Annotated in this window: 19 protein-coding genes; 14 read left to right on the top strand and 5 right to left on the bottom strand. The window is 48.5% G+C overall.

All coding sequences use genetic code 11. The features are described from left to right. Positions 1-83: 83 nt before the first annotated feature. Both pssA and ybaK read right to left on the bottom strand, forming a co-directional pair. Entirely contained in the window at positions 84-782 is a 699-nt protein-coding gene (gene pssA, locus KNP62_RS09730) for a CDP-diacylglycerol--serine O-phosphatidyltransferase (protein ID WP_031421233.1), read from the bottom strand. Positions 783-801: 19 nt separating this feature from the next. After that, complete coding sequence (ybaK, locus tag KNP62_RS09725) at positions 802-1,266, bottom strand: Cys-tRNA(Pro) deacylase (protein ID WP_214785377.1); 465 nt, start codon at positions 1,264-1,266, stop codon at positions 802-804. Positions 1,267-1,417: 151 nt separating this feature from the next. Between ybaK and KNP62_RS09720 the strand changes: the two genes are divergently transcribed. Further along, on the top strand, positions 1,418-2,152 hold the full coding sequence (locus tag KNP62_RS09720) for an enoyl-CoA hydratase/isomerase family protein (protein ID WP_214785376.1): 735 nt from the start codon (positions 1,418-1,420) through the stop codon (positions 2,150-2,152). A gap of 23 nt (positions 2,153-2,175) precedes the next feature. Here KNP62_RS09720 and KNP62_RS09715 read toward each other — a convergent pair whose 3' ends face one another. Next, positions 2,176-3,534, bottom strand: coding sequence for an MATE family efflux transporter (locus KNP62_RS09715; protein WP_211781580.1), 1,359 nt, complete (start codon positions 3,532-3,534; stop codon positions 2,176-2,178). A 160-nt stretch (positions 3,535-3,694) separates the two neighbouring features. Beyond that, positions 3,695-5,479 carry a glycoside hydrolase family 13 protein gene (locus KNP62_RS09710; RefSeq protein ID WP_214785375.1) on the bottom strand — a complete coding sequence of 595 codons (1,785 nt, stop codon included), beginning with the start codon at positions 5,477-5,479 and terminating at the stop codon, positions 3,695-3,697. 371 nt (positions 5,480-5,850) lie between these two features. Here KNP62_RS09710 and KNP62_RS09705 point away from each other — a divergent pair, with 371 nt between their 5' ends. From KNP62_RS09705 to KNP62_RS09665, 9 genes are all read left to right on the top strand, one after another. Next, positions 5,851-7,116 carry an extracellular solute-binding protein gene (locus tag KNP62_RS09705; RefSeq protein WP_074037640.1) on the top strand — a complete coding sequence of 422 codons (1,266 nt, stop codon included), beginning with the start codon at positions 5,851-5,853 and terminating at the stop codon, positions 7,114-7,116. A 105-nt stretch (positions 7,117-7,221) separates the two neighbouring features. Next, positions 7,222-8,574 (top strand): sugar ABC transporter permease, encoded by a 1,353-nt coding sequence (locus KNP62_RS09700; protein WP_074032667.1) that lies wholly within the window; start codon positions 7,222-7,224, stop codon positions 8,572-8,574. A 1-nt stretch (position 8,575) separates the two neighbouring features. Then, the gene (locus KNP62_RS09695; RefSeq protein ID WP_074037639.1) at positions 8,576-9,409 is read left to right on the top strand and encodes a sugar ABC transporter permease; all 834 of its coding nucleotides are present in this window, start codon (positions 8,576-8,578) and stop codon (positions 9,407-9,409) included. Positions 9,410-9,432: 23 nt separating this feature from the next. Beyond that, on the top strand, positions 9,433-10,935 hold the full coding sequence (locus tag KNP62_RS09690; protein ID WP_214785374.1) for an alpha-amylase family glycosyl hydrolase: 1,503 nt from the start codon (positions 9,433-9,435) through the stop codon (positions 10,933-10,935). 55 nt (positions 10,936-10,990) lie between these two features. Beyond that, positions 10,991-12,046 carry a LacI family DNA-binding transcriptional regulator gene (locus KNP62_RS09685; protein WP_214785373.1) on the top strand — a complete coding sequence of 352 codons (1,056 nt, stop codon included), beginning with the start codon at positions 10,991-10,993 and terminating at the stop codon, positions 12,044-12,046. A gap of 116 nt (positions 12,047-12,162) precedes the next feature. Next, entirely contained in the window at positions 12,163-12,393 is a 231-nt protein-coding gene (locus tag KNP62_RS09680) for a general stress protein (RefSeq protein WP_214785372.1), read from the top strand. A gap of 33 nt (positions 12,394-12,426) precedes the next feature. Then, positions 12,427-12,576, top strand: a complete 150-nt coding sequence (locus KNP62_RS09675; protein ID WP_214785371.1) for a hypothetical protein — start codon at positions 12,427-12,429, stop codon at positions 12,574-12,576. A 215-nt stretch (positions 12,577-12,791) separates the two neighbouring features. Then, entirely contained in the window at positions 12,792-15,089 is a 2,298-nt protein-coding gene (locus KNP62_RS09670; protein WP_214785370.1) for a glycoside hydrolase family 65 protein, read from the top strand. A gap of 146 nt (positions 15,090-15,235) precedes the next feature. Next, positions 15,236-16,084, top strand: a complete 849-nt coding sequence (locus tag KNP62_RS09665) for a YitT family protein (RefSeq protein WP_074032674.1) — start codon at positions 15,236-15,238, stop codon at positions 16,082-16,084. 50 nt (positions 16,085-16,134) lie between these two features. Here the strand turns inward: KNP62_RS09665 and KNP62_RS09660 are convergent, their stop codons facing one another. Then, complete coding sequence (locus KNP62_RS09660; protein WP_211781573.1) at positions 16,135-16,947, bottom strand: Cof-type HAD-IIB family hydrolase; 813 nt, start codon at positions 16,945-16,947, stop codon at positions 16,135-16,137. 162 nt (positions 16,948-17,109) lie between these two features. Between KNP62_RS09660 and KNP62_RS09655 the strand changes: the two genes are divergently transcribed. From KNP62_RS09655 to KNP62_RS09640, 4 genes are all read left to right on the top strand, one after another. Continuing rightward, positions 17,110-17,304 (top strand): YjzD family protein, encoded by a 195-nt coding sequence (locus KNP62_RS09655; RefSeq protein WP_074032676.1) that lies wholly within the window; start codon positions 17,110-17,112, stop codon positions 17,302-17,304. Between the two features lie 75 nt (positions 17,305-17,379). After that, a complete protein-coding gene (locus KNP62_RS09650) occupies positions 17,380-17,802 on the top strand; it encodes a thioredoxin family protein (protein ID WP_214696100.1) in 423 nt (140 codons plus the stop codon). Then, positions 17,799-18,578: a phosphatidylserine decarboxylase gene (locus KNP62_RS09645; protein WP_214785369.1), complete on the top strand. Its 780-nt coding sequence runs from the start codon at positions 17,799-17,801 to the stop codon at positions 18,576-18,578. The genes KNP62_RS09650 and KNP62_RS09645 overlap by 4 nt, the downstream gene beginning before the upstream one ends. 125 nt (positions 18,579-18,703) lie before the next feature. Further along, positions 18,704-19,330, top strand: coding sequence for a YqeG family HAD IIIA-type phosphatase (locus KNP62_RS09640; protein ID WP_214785368.1), 627 nt, complete (start codon positions 18,704-18,706; stop codon positions 19,328-19,330). The last annotated feature ends 115 nt before the right edge of the window (positions 19,331-19,445 follow it).

The raw sequence follows: 19,445 nt of genomic DNA, 5'->3' as shown, positions 1-19,445 counted from the left end.
ACCTCTTCTTTCATTCTAAAGCTCATCTTAGTCTTCGTCTAACAAATGCATGTACAAAAAAAGAGCCTCGTCGAACGAGACTCTTAATTGGCCATCCGTTTCCGTCTTTTCACGAACGAGAAAGCGATGAATAAGACATAAAACGGGACGGCGATAAACCAGAACGTCGGCCATTCTTTCCAACGTGCGAACATCATGTACGTCACATAGACGAGGCTGATCGTAATGATGAACGAGTGACGTGGCAGTGGCACATCTTTAAAACTCGGGATGCGGACACGGCTGACCATCAACAGGGCGAGCCCTGTGAAGAAAATCGGTGTCAACAGTTCGCTGACGCGGTCCCCGAACGTCGTGATGACGGCGAGAAGTCCACCGGCGGCCGTAATCGGGACGCCTGAGAAGTAACTTGCCGCAACGTTTGTCGCAGACAAGTTGAAGCGGGCGAGACGGTATGCACCGAATAGCGGAAAGAGTGCCGCAAAGAACAATCCATAATTGCCGTAATCAATGAAAAACGTATAATAGGCGAGCATTGCCGGTGCGACACCGAACGTAACGATGTCAGCGAGCGAGTCTAGCTCCTTCCCAAAGTCCCCAGCGACTCCGAGCATACGGGCGAGGCGCCCGTCTAAACTATCGAGCATCATCGCGATGATGATTAATAGTGTGGCGTTTGAGAAGTCACCACGTGCGGCGTAGACAATCGCGACGACACCACAAAATAAGTTTCCGAACGTAAAGGAGTTTGGAACCCACGAACGGATGCGTTCTTTCCACATAATTTTGCCCCCAGTAAGGTCATTGGCTGAACCAGCGACCGTTTGTGAATTGCAGTAAATCTTTTGGCTTCAACTCGATTTGATAACCACGTTTCCCGGCAGAGATTGTGATGGTCTCTTTCTCTTTAGCTGCCTCGTGCAGATATACGGGGAACGGCTTCTTCGCCCCGATGGGAGAGACTCCACCCCGGATGTATCCGGTCAGTGACTCGAGCTCTTTCATTGGGACAGGCGATGCTTTCTTCGCTCCCCAAGCTTTCGCGGCTGCCTTTAAATCAATGTCACGCTCTCCGGAAATGAGAAAGAAGGCGTATTGTTTTTTCTCGTTCACGAGACAAATCGTTTTGTACAGTTCATCGAGCGATTTCTGAAGCGTCTCCGCAACATGCTTGGCAGAGACATCGGTTTCATCGACTTCATACGTATGATAAGCGAACGGAATCTTCTTTTGTTTCAGTTGCCGAGCGGCGTTTGTCAGTTGCATCTGACTCATCCTTTCGTGACCGACTCCTTTTAGAATAGCAAATCAACCAACTTCACGGCAATTGAACTTCAAAAAACTTTTCAGTAAAGGAAGGAGTTTGACGGAATAACGAAGAAATGAACAGTGATTCATTTTATAAGGGGGAATGAAAGTGGAGACGATTCAATTGACGACACACAATGGGGTAGGGTGGTTGAAACTGAACCGACCTGAAAAGCTGAATGCCTTGAACGAGACGTTGCTACGTGAAATGAAAACGGCAATCGATGAATTTGATCAGGACGACGCGGTTCGCGTCATCGTCCTTGTCGGCGAAGGACGGGCATTCTCATCTGGACAAGATTTAACGATCGAGAGCGATGCAGATTACGGGGAATATTTAGAAGAGGTGTATCATCCACTCGTCCGTGCGCTCTTCTCATGCCGTAAGCCAATCATCGCGGGCATTCATGGCGTCGTGGCGGGAGCGGGACTCAGTTTGGCACTTGCAGCTGATGTCCGAATCGTCGCCAAGTCGACGAAATTCAGCTCGGCGTTCATCAAAATCGGGTTGGTCGCGGATGCAGGAGGACCGTATCACTTACGTCGACTCATGCGCGACGACCTTGCGTTAGATTGGCTCTGGAGTGGTAGTACGATTGACTCAGAGGCGGCGCACACATTCGGACTCGTCACAGAGCTCGTGGAAGATGCGATGTATACGGAGCGATTGACGTCATACGCTGAGACGCTCGCTGCGAAATCACCGGTTGCTGTACAAGGGATGAAGGCACTCATGCGAGCCACTTCATTTGAAGAGGGATTGAATGAAGAAATCGATTGGCAACGAAAGTGTGGGGACACGGACGTACACCGCCAGGCGATGCAGGCATTTTTAATGAAATGAAAAAAGCGGCCGCGGCCGCTTTTTTACGTGGTTGATTTGGCTTCGAACTGGAAGCCTTTTTGTTGCCATGTCCCATATTTCCAACGACGGAACGCGAAGAATCCGCGGAACCACTCATCGAGGGAGAAGGCGAGCCAAATCCCAAGGATGCCGAGCCCCATTTGAAGACCGAACAAGTAGCTGAATGCCACGGCGACACCCCACATCGAGGCAATCCCAATCATGACCGGGAAGCGGACGTCCCCAACGGACTTCAACGATCCCATCAAGACGATGTTCATGGCGCGCCCTGGCTCTAAAATGAGCGTTGCCCATAAGATTGGCACTCCGACCGCGATGATGTCAGGATTTGACGTGAAGAGACCGAGTAGCGACTCGCTGAACACCGCCAATCCGAGAGAGGCGACGAACGAGGCGAACATGGCAATCTTCAATGTTTTGACGGCGCGATGATACGCCTCTTTGAAACGTTTGCCCCCGATATCTCGCGCAATCAAGAGCTGTGTCCCTTGCGCGACGGCGACGGTGAACAAGAAGGCGAGCATCGACAAGTTCATGACGTATACCCGTGCGGCGAGGGAAGCTTCTCCCATCGTCGCAATGAAACCGGTGATGATGATCTGTGAAGCTTGATAAGACAAGTTCTCTCCGGCAGAAGGGACACCGATTTGAAGGAGCGACTGGATGTCGTCTTTCTTCGGACGAATCACTTCTTTTAACGGGAAGCGGATCATAAGTTTCCGTTTGACGAGCCAGAACAACAGGACCATGGCGGCGAATCGTGCAATCACGATGGCCCAAGCGACACCGGCAACGCCAGTGACCGGAAGTCCGAACCAGCCGGTAACGGCAAAGATGGCACCAACAGCAGTGATGATATCAATCAGAAGCGTCGCGAGCATGGCATGTTTCGTCATCCCGTGACTTCGGAGGATCGAACTGAGCGCCATGATGAGCGCTTCGGTGAATAACGACAAGCCGACGATTTGCAGGAACAACAGCCCGTGTGCAAACAGTTCATCCGATAGACCGAATAGGCGCAAAAACGTTTCACCGAACAAGAAGATGACGACGACCATGATTGCACCGAGCCACATATTCAAACTGACGGCGGAGCGGGCGAAGTCACGACTCTTCTTCATGCGCCCAGCTCCGATGGCCTGACCAATCAAAATGGTCGCCCCGACAGACGTCACACTGAAGACAATCAAGAACACGTTTAAAATTTGGTTGGCAACCCCGACGGCCGAAGCGGCGGCGTCTGAGTAATGTGCGAGCATCAATGTGGCGATGATCCCGGTTCCCATGTGGAGGGCAAGTTCGATGAAAATCGGCCACGACAGTTTGAACAGGGTGAGCTGTTCCGTTTGTTTCGTCTGCATGTAGTGTATTCTCCCTTTTCTCTATAATTCTTTCTGTTAACTATTTGTTTTGTAAAAATGTCAAAGGTCATCTTACTCCTTATGAAATGAAAAAGATAGGGGGGTTGCTAAATTATTTTCAACAAAAAAATCACCCGAAGAAATCAGGTGATTTTCGAAATTATTTCAATTTCAGAATAGCTGCACTAAATGGTGCTAGTTCAATTTCGAGTGACTCGAGATCGCGGTCATGTAACAAGTCGTAGGCGGCGCCACGATAACCGAGCGGACTTAGTTTCGAAGTAGAGTCCGAGTTGTTGAAGTAGACCAAGTACGTCTCATCTTTCGTGCATCGTTCGATGATGACGGCATTGTTGGCGTCGTCGACCAAGTTGAAGCGATACGAGCCGGCATTCGCTAGTACGGGATGGTCTTTCCGTAGCTGGATGAGCTTTTGAATGTAACGGAAGAGGTTACGGTCTTCTTCGGCTTCGTCCCACGGCATACAGCGGCGGCAACCCGGGTCTTGTTCTCCCTCGAGTCCGATTTCATCCCCATAGTAAATACATGGGCTACCTGTGTATGTGAGCATCGAGGTCATCAATAGCTTGAACTTTCCTTTATGACCTTTCGCCCGCGTCAACGCACGTGGCGTATCATGTGAGTCGATCAAGTTGAACGTGACTTCGTTAACGTTCATCGTGTTCATCATCTCGACGCGCGTCAATTCGTTGCGGAACTCAGAAGCCGTCGTCCGGTCGAGTGCGAAATAGTTCAAGCTCGCGTTCGTGAATGGATAGTTCATGACGGCATCGAACTGGTCGCCTTGTAGCCAAGGTTGAGCGTCGTGCCAAATTTCCCCGAGGATGTAGGCTTCCGGGTTCGCTTGCTTGACGGCTTTTCGGAAGTCACGCCAGAACGCATGATCAACTTCGTTGGCGACGTCTAGGCGCCATCCGTCGATGCCAAATTCTTCGACCCAGTAACGGGCGACATCTAATAAGTAAGCTTTCAACTCTGGATGCTCCGTATTGATCTTCGGCATGTTCTTTTCGAACGCGAACGTATCGTAGTTCGGCTTCGGCTCCGTCACGATTGGGAATTCACGGAGATAGAACCAATCGCGATACTCAGACGCCGGACCGTTCTCGACGACATCTTGGAACCATGGGTGGTGATATCCGACATGATTGAAGACGGCATCGAGCATGACCTTGATGCCATTCTCGTGCAAGAGGTCGACCATTTCTTTAAATTTCTCTTTTGTCCCGAACTGTGGATCGATTTCCATATAGTCGAGCGTATCGTACTTGTGGTTCGTCGTCGCTTTAAAAATCGGGCAGAAATAGATTCCGGTAATCCCGAGTTCGACCAAGTGGTCGATATGGTCAATCACCCCTTGGAAATCCCCACCGAAGAAGTTTGTGATTGTCGGCTCTGTCGAGTTCCATGGCAGTGTCTCTTCTGGATTAAGTGAAGCATCTCCATTGGCAAAGCGATCCGGGAAGATTTGATACCAAACCGTGTCCTTCACCCATGACGGTGCGTGGAAGATATCAATCGGATTGATGAACGGGACACAGAAGTAATAGCCCGTATCATCGAGTGGTTTTTCTTCGAACCATCCTTTTTCGGTATAGACGGCTGTCTCTTGTCCATCATTCAAACGGAATCCGTAGCGAAGGCGACGGAACGGTGGTTTGATGGCGATGAACCAGTAGTCATAGGCGTCGTCAAAACCGATTTTCTCCATTGGAGTCTCGTATGTACGCCAGTAGCTCGGCTTGTCCGGGTCAAAGTTCCACATAGCTGGGTCTTCAGAATGCCAATCATAAGGGTCGTTCCAAATCAAATCGACCGATTCAATATCACCACGTTTCGTATGAAAACGGATGTGGATCGTCTCACGGTCATATTTGTAAACGAACGGGGACATAGCACGATGATAAATCGCTTCTTTCATCATAAGGAAAACATTCCTTTCTTTATAGGGGATGACATCATTTTACAACACTGTGAATCAAAGAGAATAGGTGTTGCGAAAACGTTTGCTCAAGCAAAGGGTAATAAAGCGTTTACATTTTGTCAATTGCTGAAACTCATAAAAAGTGAAGATTTGAGAACAAAATTTTATAAATTACATAAATGGGTCAACAGACGTAAAAAAAGTGTAAAAAAAAGACTTGTAAAACGCTTTCACAACTGTATAATAAAAATTGAGGTGAGGATGCAAACGTTTTCACTACCGTGTCAATTTCGTAGCGGAGTTTTAAAATTGACGTGGTCGTGCGATTGCGCAAATCTGACCATACTATTTCCTTGGGGAGGTTTTTCATCATGAAGATGAAAAAAATGGTAGCAGGACTTTCAACAGCAGTATTCGCATTCGGTGCACTTGCTGCATGTGGTGGCGGAACAGACAACGGATCTTCTAACGAAGGTGGTTCTTCAAGCGAGAACAAACCTGAAAAGATCGTCATCTGGGAAGACATCGAAAAGTCTGAAACAACGAAAGAAGTTGCGAAGGCGTTCGAAGAAGAGCATGGCGTAAAAGTTGAAGTCGTCGAAGTACAGATGACAGACCAAAAAGACAAGCTTGCGCTTGACGGTCCAGCTGGAAAAGGTCCAGACATCGTTCTCGTACCGCACGACCAAATCGGTACAATCGCTGACCAAGGTCACTTGGCTCCAATCGCTGACGAAGGATCACTTGACGCATTCACAGACGCTGCGAAATCAGCTGTCATGTTCGATGGTCAAGCTTATGGATATCCAAAATCAGTTGAGACACCAGTTCTCATGTACAACAAAGATTTGATGGCTGAAGCTCCAGCATCAATGGACGACCTCTACAAGTTGTCAAACGATGTGAAAGCTGACGGCGAGTACGGATTCCTCGCACTTTGGGATAACTTCTACTTCGCACACGGTGTTGTCGCTGGATTCGGCGGATACGTGTTCAAAGAAGACGGTGGCGCACTCGACCCAGCTGATATCGGTTTGAACAACGAAGGCGCAGTTGAAGGATTCGAATACATCGGCAAATGGTACGAAGAAGGCCTCTTCCCTAAAGGATTGATCGGTGAGTCTGGCGGCCAAGCGATGGACCAACTCTTCACTGAGAAGAAAGCACATTCAGTCATGAACGGACCATGGGCTGTAGCTGGTTACACAGATGCAGGCGTAAACCTCGGAGCGGCTCCAATGCCAACACTTCCGAACGGTGAGCCAATCAAGACGTTCATGGGTGTGAAAACATATGCCCTTTCAGCTTACACAGAAAACCAAGAGTGGGCTGAAATGTTCCTTCAAGAGTTGACGAACGAAGAAAACGCATTGGCAATGTTTGAAGCATACAACGAGATCCCACCAGTAGCAGCACTCGAGTCGAACGAAACAATCACGTCGAACGAAGTTGCGAAAGCGGTATTCGACCAAGCGACAAACGCAATCCCAATGCCGAACATTCCTGAAATGGGACAAGTTTGGGAGCCAATGGCACAAGCACTTCAGCTTGTAGCGACTGGTAAACAAGATGCACAAAAATCTGCAGACGATGCAGTGAAAGTCATCGAGCAACAAATCCAAGCAAACAACCAATAAGGAATTGAAATGACGGGGTGCGCCACATGGCGTTCCCCCTCATTTTCTAGCATTGAGCAAACGTTTGCTTGATTGATTTGCTCAAATCGAAAGGAGAAACTGAGGATGGCTGCAATTGCGAACCCTAAAACACCGGACCAACGCCCGGACAAGCCTACAAACCATGCTCGGAACGCGGGACTACTTTCCATCATTCCGGGACTCGGACAGTTATATAACAAACAATACGCGAAGGCGGTAGCGTTCTTTATCGTCGTCGTATCTTATTTTGCCGTAAACTATGATCTATTTTTCAAAGGGGCGGGCGCCGGACCAGGTGACCGTGGAGGACTTTGGGGATTGATCACGCTTGGTGAAGTGCCAGGACCTCGTAACGACCACTCCATCTTCTTGATGGTCGAGGGGATTGTCGCGTTAATTTTACTTTTCTTCGGAATCGCGTTCTATGTTTGGAACATTCGTGACGCCTATCGTGTCGGTCGCGCTCGTGATCAGCATCTAAACCTTCCATCGTTCCAAATGCAACTTCGCAACTTGCGTGACCATGGATTCCCATACTTAATGTTAATCCCATCACTCATTTTGTTAGTGTTTACCGTTATTCTTCCATTGATCTTTACGTTCTTGATCGCCTTCACGAACTATCGCTATAACAACGCACCACCAGCGAAACTCGTCGAATGGGTCGGATTCGAGAACTTCACGCGTATTTTTGAAATCGATATCTTCCGTGACACGTTCGTCGGCGTACTCGGCTGGACGCTTGTCTGGACGGTCGCTTCAACGACAGGTGTTATCGCAATCGGGATCTTCCTTGCGGTACTCTTGAACCAAGAAGGTCTTCGTTTCCGTCGCTTGTTCCGCTCAATCTTGATTCTTTCTTGGGCAGTTCCAGCATTCATCACGATCTTGATCTTCCGTTCGATGTTCAACGAATCGTTCGGGGTATTCAATACGACGATCTTGCCGGCACTCGGTCTTGACCCAGTCAACTGGATGACCGATCCGACGGCGACACGAACAGCACTCGTTCTCATTCAATGGTGGCTCGGATTCCCGTTCATCATGACGCTTATGACAGGTGTCCTTCAGTCGATTCCTGGTGACTTATATGAAGCAGCAACGATTGACGGAGCAACCATCTTTGATAAGTTCCGTTTGATCACATTGCCGATGCTCTTGTTCGCAACTGCACCGATCTTGATCACGCAGTTCACGTTCAACTTCAATAACTTCAACATCATTTATCTCTTTAATGGCGGTGGCCCTGCTGTACCTGGACAAACGGCCGGCGGTACCGACATCTTGATTTCTTGGATTTACAAATTGTCTCTCGGTGCCAACCCGCAATACGGACTTGCGGCTGCGATCACACTCATCTTGTCATTCTTCATCATGACACTTGCCGTGATCCAGTTCCGTCGGACAAAATCTTTCAAAGACGAGGATATGATCTGATATGAAAAAACAAAAACGAATCAATTTGGCGATCTCGTATGTCATCTTGACGCTTGCGTCGATCATCATTCTCTATCCGATGCTTTGGGTTGTCGGTACATCATTCAACCCGGGGCGTACGATTACGTCAACAATTATTCCAGCTAACCCGACGTTTATTCACTATAAAAACTTGTTTGACCTAACGATTTCGGATTATAGTTTATGGTATGTGAACACGTTGAAAATCGCTTTCATCACGATGGCGCTCTCTGTCGTCTTGGTGACGATTACTGGTTACGTCTTCTCACGCTACCGTTTCGTCGGACGGAAGAACTCACTCGTCTTGTTCCTTGTCCTTCAAATGGTGCCACAGTTCGTTGCGATCATCGCGATTTATGTATTGCTCAACATGCTCAACCTTCTTGACACACATACAGCACTTATCTTGCTCTATGCAGGCGGTGCGATTCCGATGAACACGTACTTGGCGAAAGGGTACTTCGACACGATTCCAAAAGAACTTGACGAAGCTGCCCGCATGGATGGTGCAGGTCACCTCCGAATCTTCTGGCAAATCATCTTGCCACTTGCGAAGCCGATTGTCGCAACGATTGCTCTCTTTAACTTCATGGGACCATTCAACGACTTTATCTTGGCATCGCTCGTCCTTCGTTCACCAGAGAAACAAACATTGGCAGTTGGTCTTTACAACATGATCTCGAAACAGTTCGATAATAACTTCACGTTATTCGCGGCGGGTGCGGTTCTTTCAGCCCTTCCGATCGTCATCTTGTTCTTCATGTTCCAACGCTACTTCGTTTCTGGTCTTACAGCGGGTGGTACGAAAGGATAATACTCGTAAAAGGAGGAAGCGATATGAGGCGAGGCGTCGTGCTCGTGCTCCTGTCGCTTCTTTTGTTTCCGACAATCGTCGGTGCAAAGGAAGCTGCTACTTGGGAACAAGAACGCATGTATTTTATTATGGTCGACCGATTTGTTGACGGGAACCCGGACAACAATGAGCAAGTCGACAAAGATGATCCGAAAGCGTTTCATGGCGGAGACATCCGTGGGGTCATCGAAAAGCTCGATTATATCGAGTCACTCGGCTTCACATCGATTTGGTTGACACCCGTTTTTGAAAATATGCCGGACGGCTATCACGGGTATTGGATTAAGGATTTTTATAACATCGACCCGCAATTCGGGACGAAAGAAGATTTACAAGAACTTGTCGCGGAAGCACACAAGCGAGACATGAAAGTCATTCTCGACTTCGTCGTCAACCACGTCGGCCCGAACCATCCATGGGTGGAAGAAAAACCGGAATGGTTCCACGAACAGTTGCCGATCGTATTCTGGAAAGACCAGGAGCAGGTCGAGACGCACTGGTTATTCGACTTACCGGACTTTAAGACAGAAGACCCGGAAGTCAAATCGTATTTGATCGACGCGGCGAAGTACTGGATCGAAGAGACAGATATCGATGGTTACCGTCTCGACACGGTCCGTCACGTCGATAAAGCGTTCTGGAAAGACTTTGTCGAAGGTGTTCGGTCGGTCGACCCAGATTTTTACTTACTCGCTGAAGTATTTGACCCAGACCCACAATATGTCGCGCAATATGACGACCTTGGATTCAACAGCATCACGAACTTTACATTCTACGACCGGGTATCAAAAACGATGACGCAACAGCAGGCGAACGTCGATGAGATCGATGTTGCCGCAAGCTATGCCGAAACGTTCTTTAACGACCCGAATCAGATGGCGACGTTCCTCGATAACCATGATGTCGAACGGTTCATGCATATGGCTGAACTCGGCGGCGTGGAATCGGCGGAACGACGGTTACGTCTTGGGTTGTTCGCACTCTATGCGTCACCGGGTATGCCAATCGTCTTCCAAGGAACAGAAAATGCTCAGACAGGTGGAGCCGACCCGGCGAACCGTGTCATGACTGAATTCCCGGGAAATGAAGAGTTACACGAATACGTCGCAACGATGAACCGCATGCGTGAAGAGTATCCTGTTTTTGCGACAGGTGAACAACGTATGATTGCATCGGAGGACGGAATGGCCGTCTTTGAACGTAAAGATGGGGATGACGTCGCGTTATATGCGATCAACATGAACAGTGAGGATCGAGAGATTGAAATCGAGGTCAGTGAAATCGGGGAAGATACAAGACTTCGTGGTCTATTATTCTCACAACTGGTCACAGATCAACGCGGAACGTTTACAATTGAACTATCTGGCGAAAGTGCGAACGCTTACATTGTTGAGGAGTCATCGGTAAATCCGTGGATGATTGGGTTAATCGTTGTCACGATTCCGATTTTCTTGACAGGTTTGGTCATGTGGAAGCGCCGCAAATAAAGATATGACACGCCGAAAGGCACGAAATGAATTCACGGAAGCAGGGGGGAACACCATGCAAATCACAATTAAAGATGTTGCGAAGCACGCGAACGTCGCACCGTCGACGGTATCTCGCGTCATCGCCAACAGTCCAAGAATCAGTCAGAAGACAAAAGAACGGGTCAGAAGCTCGATGGAAGAGCTCGGTTATCATCCGAACATTCATGCGAGAAGTCTTGCCAACCGCTCGACACAGTCAATTGGTCTCGTTATGCCGAGCGCGGCAACAAAGACTCTCCAAAACCCATTCTTCCCAGAGGTATTGCGAGGAATCAGCACGAAGGCGCATCAAAACGGTTATTCACTCTATATGACGACCGGTGTGACAGAAGAAGAGGTATTATCGGGTGTGATCGAGATGGTACAAGGACGCCGTGTCGACGGTGTCATCGTCCTCTATTCACGTGAAGACGACCAAGTCGTCCAATATTTGCGACAGACGAAGTTTCCGTTCGTCGTGGTCGGGAAGCCGTTCGGGGACGCTTCTTCGATTACTTACGTCGATACGGACAACTATTTGGCCGGACGCGAAGTGACGAAGCACCTCTATAATCTAGGTCACCGTCGCATCGCCTTCATCGGGGGATCGGACAAACTCGCCGTGACACAAGACCGCCGGAACGGATACGCGACGGCACTCATGGAAGCGGGCATCCCGGTATGTGAGGACTATATTGCCCGGGCTGAGTTCATGACGAAAGGTGGCGCAAAAGCCGTCCGTGAACTGCTTCAAAATGAAGAGCCACCGACAGCTGTCGTCGTCAGTGATGACATGATGGCACTCGGGGTCATCAGTACCCTCAGCGAAATGGGACTCAAGATTCCTGAAGATGTGGCTGTCGTCAGTTTCAATAACGTCTATATCGCCGAACACTCGAACCCGCCGCTCACTTCGGTCGAGATCAACATTTTCGGTCTCGGCTTTGAGGCGACAAATTGCTTGATTGAACAAATTAGCGATAATGCCCCACCATACGGAAAACGTGTCATCGTTCCACACTATTTGGTCGTCCGCCAATCATGTGGACAAAAAAAGAGTAAAGCGGAGACGCTCGAATCAAATTCTTAATCGTCTAGACGATCTCGCGAGGAGCGAGGTCGTCTTTTGCATATCCTGTTGATTGAAGTCGCCTGAAGTGGGGAACATTTCTCACGAACGGATTGAAATTGAAAGGATGGATTGAGATGAGTGAAAAACGATTTGTCGGAACATACGATACGAAAGAGAGCCTGCTTTCTAAAATGAACGAACTGAATGAAAATGGCTACGATGAAGGAGAACTATATGTCGTGACCGAACAGGAAGACGCTGTCCATGTGCTCAAACATGAGACGAACGTAAACGTGGAAAACGGTGACGCGTCTTGGTTAGACAACCTTCAGGACGATACAAGTCAGGGCAAAGATATGAAATAGGCGCTACACGATTTAGGCATCTCAGATGATGAAGTGGGGCAAGCACATGCACAATTGAAACAAGGTGGATATGTGCTCGTCATCGATGAACCAGATACGGGGTTCAATGATGGTCGGAGCGCTCTATTCGAAGGGCACGAAGCGAATGCGGCGTTCGGTGAGGATGAAGAAAATCAAAAGTGATAATCCATTTAGGCTGTCTCCGTGGGAGGCAGTTTTTTTCTCTAAAAAATGTGACGAAAAAAAGAAAGAAAAAGTTTTATGCAAACGATTGCATTCTCTCTTCAGTTGTGTAAAATGAAAGGTGAGATTAAATACAGCGCTTTCATAGACAAACGGTTGCACGAACTTGTTGTCCATCGAAGGTAGCCTTGTAGAGAAAAAGGAGTGGCAGACAGATGAAACGATTGTTTGCAGTCGATGAATGGAAAGTAACAGAAGAAGGTCTTCACCCGAAAGAAAACCGTCTTGCTGAATCGATCACATCGCTCGGAAACGGGCACATGGGAATGCGAGGAAATTTCGAGGAAGATTACTCGAATGATACGCACCAAGGATTCTATGTGGCGGGCGTCTATTACCCGGACAAAACACGTGTCGGTTGGTGGAAGAACGGATATCCTGAATACTTTGCCAAAGTATTGAATGCGACAAACGTCATCGGTCTACGCGTCGCGATTAATGGGACACCTGTCGATTTGGCGAAATGGGACGTGAAGGACTTTACACGTGAATTGGATATGCAGCGTGGTGTCCTCACGCGAACGTTCACATTGATGAACGGGACAGAAGAGACAAACGTAGAAGTCGTCCGTTTCTTCTCCATCGTCGACAAAGAAGTATTAGCGATTCGTTACAACGTCACACCTGTGAACTATGAAGCGAAAATCGAGTTCACACCATACTTAGACGGCGATGTCGAGAACGAAGATTCGAACTACGATGAGAAGTTCTGGCTCCCGGTCGACCGTGGCATCGAAGAACGCTTCGGTTTCGTGACGACGAAGACGAAAAAACTCGATTGGCACGTTACGGCATCGATGATTGCGGACGTAGAAGGCGCTCGTTGCGAAGTGCTCGAAGCGACAGACCTCTTCGTGGCGAACAAATTCACGGTCAATGTGACTGCTGGCGAGACAGCGACAGCCTATAAATATGTATCTGTCGTGACGAACCGCGACCATGCGATTGAAGACCTTCAATCTGCAGGGATGAAACGCGTCGAAGCGGCGTTTGAAAAGGGCTTTGAGACGCTTCTCACTGAACAGACGGAAGCATGGCTCGCACGTTGGGAAGATGCGGACGTTCGAATCGATGGAGATATCGAAGCGCAACAAGGAATCCGTTTCAACATCTTCAACATGTATCAGACGTATACAGGTGAAGATTCGCGTCTCAATATCGGACCGAAAGGATTCACAGGCGAGAAGTACGGCGGTGCGACGTATTGGGATACGGAAGCCTATTGCCTCCACTTCTACTTGGCGACGACCAAACCAGAGGTCTCATGGAACTTGCTCAAATACCGTCACAATCAATTGCCACAAGCAAAAGAGAACGCTGTGAAGAATGTCGGTATGGAAGGTGCGCTTTACCCGATGGTCACGATGAACGGGGAAGAGTGTCACAACGAGTGGGAAATCACGCATGAAGAGATTCACCGGAACGGTGCAATCGCCCATGCGATCTTCAACTACACGAACTTCACAGGCGATAAGTCTTACCTTGGACAATACGGACTTGAAGTATTGGTCGAGATCTCGCGTTACTGGGCTAGCCGCGTCAACTTTGTGCCACACAAAGACGTGTATATGATCCTAGGCGTCACAGGTCCGAACGAATACGACAATAACGTCAACAACAACTGGTACACGAACTTGATTGCCGCGTGGACGCTCGAGTACACGCAAGAAGTGTATAACTACTTGAAAGAAGCAGAACCTGCACGTCTCGAAGAGCTCGTGTCGACACTTGGCATCACAGACGCTGAACTTGCGAAGTGGGCGGATATCCAAACAAAGATGTACTATCCAAAAGATGACCTCGTGCCAGATGTCTTCATGCAACAGGATGGCTTCATGGATAAAGAGCAGATTTTGGTGAAGGACCTCGATCCGAAACACCTTCCACTTAACCAAAACTGGTCGTGGGATCGCATCCTTCGCTCAAACTTCATCAAACAAGCGGACGTCCTACAAGGACTCTACACGTTCGGTGATCGCTTCACGCTTGAACAGAAACGTGCGAACTTCGATTTCTATGAGCCACGCACGGTTCATGAGTCGAGTTTGTCGCCATGTGTCTATTCGATCATTGCGGCAGAAGTCGGGTATGAGGACAAAGCGGTTGAACTGTATCAACGTTCAGCACGTCTTGACCTCGACAACTACAACAACGATACAGAAGATGGGTTGCACATCACATCGATGGTCGGCTCATGGATGTCCATCGTTCATGGTTTCGCAGGCATGCGCATCCAAGGGGATCACCTTTCGTTCAGCCCGATGATTCCGAAGGACTGGAACGGTTACTCGTTCAACATGCTCTGGCGTGGCCATCACTTGACGGTCACATCATCACGTGAACAAGTGACAATCCAACAAACAGGTGGTACAGATGTAACGCTTCACGTGTATGGAAATGCAGTAACGGTTCCTGCGAATGAATCGATTACAATTGAAACAGTGAAAGCGTGACCAATTGCTTCATACGAACAAGCCGACCTCGGTCGGCTTGTTTTTGTATGAAAAACTTATCGGATTTCCTGCATATTTGCTGTATGCAGCATGAATAATCTATGTTATCTTGATTCTTAGCTATTTTGAGAAAGGGGAGTTGAAGCTTGACGGAAGCCGTTAAAGAACATACACGAATCGGGGTTGTCTCGATCATCGGAGGATTGTTCGTTGCCTTATCCATGACATTATTTTTAATTCCAGCCGGCGTCTATTCGACAGGATTTACGGGCCTTGCCCAAATCTTGACAGCACTACTAGCTGGTACACCGTTTGAACTAGGGGAAGGGCTCTGGTTCTTTATTCTGAACGCACCACTGCTCGTCGTTAGTTATTTTATGCTCGGGCGGAATATGATGATCCATACGCTTGTCAGTGTTGCCTCGGTTACGTTGTTCATTCGTATGCTTCCGCAATCGCAGCTCCTCTCGGACGACCCGTTATTGAACGCCGTGTTCGGCGGTGTGCTTTTGGCGATCGGATCGGGGATTACGATTCGGTACGGTGCCTCGACGGGAGGCTTTGACATCGTCGCGTTGATTCTTGCGAAATTCACGAACAACTCGGTCGGTGTCTACCTCTTCTTGATGAACATGATGATCGCGCTCGCAGCGGGTGCCTTGTTTGGATGGCCGACAGCGCTCTATACGATCGTCTTCTTGTATGTGACGTCAAAAGTTATCGATGAGATTTATACGAATACACAGCGTCAAACACTCTTCATCGTAACGAACCATCCAGATGAAGTGACGAAAGAATTGCATCAACACGTGTTCCGTGGCATCACGCTCATGCCGGCAATCGGCACGTACTCGAAAGTCGAGAAGGCAACGCTCATGATGGTTGCGCAACGACACGAGGTGCGTGAGATCACGCGCATCTGTAAAGATGCAGACCCATCCGTTTGGATCAATATCTTGCCGACAGAGGACGTAGAAGGAACGTTCCGTCGCTAAAAAGTAGACGAATTACAAAAAGCACCGACTTTTCTAGGTCGGTGCTTTCGTTATGCCTTGATGCCAAGTCGCTCTTCTAAGAAGAGGGCGATCCCGTCGTCCATGTTCGAAGCTGTCACTTCATTGGCCACGTTTTTCAGTTGGTCGATGGCATTCCCCATCGCGACACCTGTCCCGACATAGTCGAGCATCTCGAGGTCGTTTTCTTCATCACCGAAAGCGATGATGTGTTTCCGGTCGATGTTCAAGTGTTTCGAGACTTCCTGGAGTCCGAGTGCCTTCGACGTGTTTTTGCTCATGACTTCAATCATGTGCTCCGGCATGCGCCATTGACGGTTCAATACGGCCTCGGCATGAATGTCGTCAAGCTGCGAGCGGACGTGCGCCACGTGGTCTTTTGTCGCGTGAATCAATAGTGACGTCGGCTCATCCTGCAAGTGCGTCAACAAGTTACCAGACGTGACGCTGAGCGCACGTTCTGCATACGGGCTGTAAAACTCTTGCGGGTCTTTTTGGAAATAAACGTGGTCGGTCACTTCGACGACGATGTTATGGGCTTTCGTATCGGCGACCTCTTCTATGATATCGTGTGCGGTTTTGAGTGGAATCGGGCGGTGTGTGACCGCATAATTCGCATCTTTCGGGTGATGCACGAGGGCACCGTTGAAGTTGACGAGCGGAGTCGTCAATCCCATTTGCTCATAGTACATGATTGAATGGCGCTTTGGACGCCCTGTCGCGATCATGACTTCATGGCCAGCTTCACGTGCCGCTTGAAGGGCACGGAGATTTCGTTCACTAATTGTTTTATCATCTCTTAATAACGTTCCATCTAAATCAACTGCGATTAAATAACGTGACATCAGTCATCCTCTTTTCTTCACAATGATGTTTCTACGACCGTATCACATTTTTCGATTCGACGGAAAGAATATACAATCGAAGTCGCATATTCCATTCGAACAATGCTATACTAATGTCGTATGAATTTTTACGAATCATCTGTGAGATGGAGGGGACGTTCAATGCGTTATTTAGTGACATTGATCTGGGCGATTGTGCTCTCAAATACAGCGGTGTTTATCATTTCTGCTGTTGATGGTGTAGAGTTCAACGCGATGCTCGCGACAGGATTTGGCGTGGCCATCACAATCTTCGTTGCACTTCTCGATGTCTTAAACCAAGACATGGGAATCAGCGACGTTGCACAAGAGAAGTAAGCCGTCTACAATCAAACTGACTCGTGCATGAGTCAGTCTTTTTTCTTTATCCAACATAAGAGGAGGATCATGCATATGAAAAACCCTGAAAAACGCGCGAATTTTATCACGTTCGCCATCATCGGAGCGATTATCGTCATCGGAATCGGTCTGTTGTTCTTTTTAAACGGAGCCAATGAAGAAGAGGGCGTCAATGCCGTCACCGCAGACGAATTGCAGCAACAGTTGGACCAGGATGGCGAGGTCGTCGCTTACTTCTGGCAAACAGGCTGTGAATATTGTGAGCAAGTGAAACCGTATGTCGAACCACTCATCGAAGAATACGATGCGGTATCGATCAACTTGGCAGACCATAACGTATGGGAAACATACGGCATCAATGGAACACCGACGATCATTCGATTCGAAGATGGAAAAGAAGTCGGTCGCATTGAAGGTGCGGTCTCTGAACAACAATACGAAACATTCTTTAAAAATGAGGAGGCAAAAGAGGAATGAAGCGTCGTTTCTACCAAACGTTATTTGAGTTGAACGCCTCGCCTTGGATTGCCACACGCTTGAAGCGCTTTGCGGAATCAAGCGTAAGTCGCCACTTGATTCCTTCATTTGCCAAAGTGTATGACATTGCGGTGGAGGAAGCAGCTCAACCGCTTCATGCCTATCCGTCGCTCCATGCGTTCTTCACACGTCATTTGAAACCGGGAGCGCGTACAATCGATGAATCGTCCGAGACACTCGTCTCACCGTGTGACGGAAAGTTATCGGTCATCGAATCGATCTCAGAGGATAGCCGTTTTGAGGTGAAAGGTCAGTCGTATACACTTGCGGAATTACTTGGTTCTCAACAAGAGGCGAGACGTTACGCTGACGGAACGGTCGTCGTCCTGTACCTCAGCCCGCGTGATTATCACCGCGTCCATACGCCTCTCTCGGGTCGCGTGCTCAGTCACTACGAACTCGGGGACCGCTCGGCACCCGTAAACGAGCTTGGATTGACGGAGACGGTGAGACCACTCTCTCGTAACTACCGTCGTGTGACACGCTTTGACAGTCCAGCTGGGACGTATGAGCATATCATGGTCGGTGCCTTGAACGTGAACACGATTGAGTGGACGCTTGAGGGCGATCAAGCGGAGAAAGGGCAAGAGGTCGGATACTTCTCATTCGGTTCGACCGTCGTCCTTTGCTTTGAGAAGGATGCGATTCAAATGGACCATGGAAAAATGGGTCCGGTTCGACTCGGTGACGTCATCGGGACAATCAAAACCAACTAATTTTGTATCAATTTTCTTCCGACCGAACGATAGACTAGTCGTTTGGTCGGTTTTCGTTTACCATAGAAGGGATATCAATACTTGTATAAGTAGTTGAATCGTTTAGCTAATTGGAGGAATTTTACGTGTTTAATCGACTTTATCCGAAACAGTTCGTCGCGACTGTGTTTGACATCGACTTACAAGAATTGAAAGACCGTGGGGTACGCGTCATTTTGACCGACCTTGATAATACACTCGTGGCGTGGGATGTTCCGCATGCGCCTGAGCTTTTATTGATGTGGCTTGAAAAAGTGAAATCATACGGTTTCGATGTGATTGTCGTATCAAATAATAACGAGAACCGTGTACGGACGTTTACGGAGCCGCTTGGACTTCATTATGTCGCTCGTGCCAAGAAGCCATTACCTTCTGGGTTTAAGGCTGCACTCTCGAAATATGGTTATTCGCCGAAAGAAGCCATTTTCTTAGGGGATCAGTTGTTTACAGACGTACTCGGTGCGAATATGGCCGGCATCCATGTCATCCACGTTCAACCGGTCGTTAAAACGGACGGGCTTGTCACGAAATTCAATCGGATGCTTGAGAAGGTTGTCTTTGCGCATATGAAGCGTCGCGGGAAGTATGTATTGATCACGAAAAAAGTGGAAGAGCTTGCTGTCGACGCGCAGCGGGCGAAAGTCGCGGTTGCTGAAAAAATCGGCGAAGCGATGCATCCACATTCCAAAGATTCACATAAAAAAGATGAATAAGACCTCGAACGCACAGGAAGAAGGAGGCTGCCCATGTACGGCGACCAAGGCGTCGGAATTAACGCTTCAGGAGTAGCAGCGAGGTGCTACAGTGAATGAAGAAGGGGAAACCTGA

The organism is Exiguobacterium sp. s183 (genome assembly GCF_018617655.1).
GTDB lineage: Bacteria > Bacillota > Bacilli > Exiguobacteriales > Exiguobacteriaceae > Exiguobacterium > Exiguobacterium aestuarii_A.
This window is presented reverse-complemented; position numbering and strand designations above follow the sequence as displayed.

Excerpts from the sequence above, each read along its gene's own strand:
- pssA (WP_031421233.1), bottom strand. The coding sequence starts at position 782 with ATGTGGAAAGAACGCATCCGTTCGTGGGTTCCAAACTCCTTTACGTTC.
- ybaK (WP_214785377.1), bottom strand. The coding sequence starts at position 1,266 with ATGCAACTGACAAACGCCGCTCGGCAACTGAAACAAAAGAAGATTCCG.
- KNP62_RS09715 (WP_211781580.1), bottom strand. The coding sequence starts at position 3,534 with ATGCAGACGAAACAAACGGAACAGCTCACCCTGTTCAAACTGTCGTGG.
- KNP62_RS09710 (WP_214785375.1), bottom strand. The coding sequence starts at position 5,479 with ATGATGAAAGAAGCGATTTATCATCGTGCTATGTCCCCGTTCGTTTAC.
- KNP62_RS09705 (WP_074037640.1), top strand. The coding sequence starts at position 5,851 with ATGAAGATGAAAAAAATGGTAGCAGGACTTTCAACAGCAGTATTCGCA.
- KNP62_RS09700 (WP_074032667.1), top strand. The coding sequence starts at position 7,222 with ATGGCTGCAATTGCGAACCCTAAAACACCGGACCAACGCCCGGACAAG.
- KNP62_RS09695 (WP_074037639.1), top strand. The coding sequence starts at position 8,576 with ATGAAAAAACAAAAACGAATCAATTTGGCGATCTCGTATGTCATCTTG.
- KNP62_RS09690 (WP_214785374.1), top strand. The coding sequence starts at position 9,433 with ATGAGGCGAGGCGTCGTGCTCGTGCTCCTGTCGCTTCTTTTGTTTCCG.
- KNP62_RS09685 (WP_214785373.1), top strand. The coding sequence starts at position 10,991 with ATGCAAATCACAATTAAAGATGTTGCGAAGCACGCGAACGTCGCACCG.
- KNP62_RS09680 (WP_214785372.1), top strand. The coding sequence starts at position 12,163 with ATGAGTGAAAAACGATTTGTCGGAACATACGATACGAAAGAGAGCCTG.
- KNP62_RS09670 (WP_214785370.1), top strand. The coding sequence starts at position 12,792 with ATGAAACGATTGTTTGCAGTCGATGAATGGAAAGTAACAGAAGAAGGT.
- KNP62_RS09660 (WP_211781573.1), bottom strand. The coding sequence starts at position 16,947 with ATGTCACGTTATTTAATCGCAGTTGATTTAGATGGAACGTTATTAAGA.
- KNP62_RS09655 (WP_074032676.1), top strand. The coding sequence starts at position 17,110 with ATGCGTTATTTAGTGACATTGATCTGGGCGATTGTGCTCTCAAATACA.
- KNP62_RS09650 (WP_214696100.1), top strand. The coding sequence starts at position 17,380 with ATGAAAAACCCTGAAAAACGCGCGAATTTTATCACGTTCGCCATCATC.
- KNP62_RS09645 (WP_214785369.1), top strand. The coding sequence starts at position 17,799 with ATGAAGCGTCGTTTCTACCAAACGTTATTTGAGTTGAACGCCTCGCCT.